This window comes from Stenotrophomonas sp. INTA L402-1, assembly GCF_059295135.1.
On the sequence record NZ_JCAFWP010000185.1, the window covers coordinates 1 to 580 of the forward strand.

Consider the following 580-nt stretch of genomic DNA (forward strand, 5'->3'; position numbering starts at 1 on the left):
GAGATGTGTATAAGAGACAGGCTCTACGCCGAACTTAAACGTGGCCCTAAATCTGCCGAAGCCATCCAGCGTTTTGCGGTGGTTACGTTCCACCAATCTTACGGCTATGAAGAATTTATTGAAGGTATACGCGCTCGCTCTGACGAGAGTGGCAATATCTCTTATCCCATTGAGCCGGGTATCTTTATGCGCCTTTGCCAACGTGCGAATGCCGATCCAGGACATCGCTACGCCATTTTCATTGATGAGATCAATCGCGGTAACATATCCAAGATCTTTGGTGAACTAATCTCACTCATTGAAGTAGACAAGCGTGCAGGCATGCCCAATGCGATGAGCCTGCAACTGGCTTATAGCGGTGATCACTTCAGCGTACCCGGCAATGTCGATATCATCGGAGCCATGAATACAGCGGACCGTTCTTTAGCTCTGATGGACACGGCTTTGCGCCGTCGCTTTGACTTTGTCGAAATGATGCCTGATCTCTCTTTACTGAGTGAAGCTAAGGTGAAAGGCATAGAGCTCGAGTCGTTGTTAGAGAAACTCAATAGCCGCATCGAGGCTCTTTACGATCGTGAAC

General features: G+C 48.6%; 1 protein-coding gene. It reads left to right on the forward strand.

From position 1 onward, the window contains the following. On the forward strand, positions 1–580 hold a 580-nt coding region (locus tag AC5O77_RS22245; protein WP_494507228.1), incomplete at both ends, for an McrB family protein.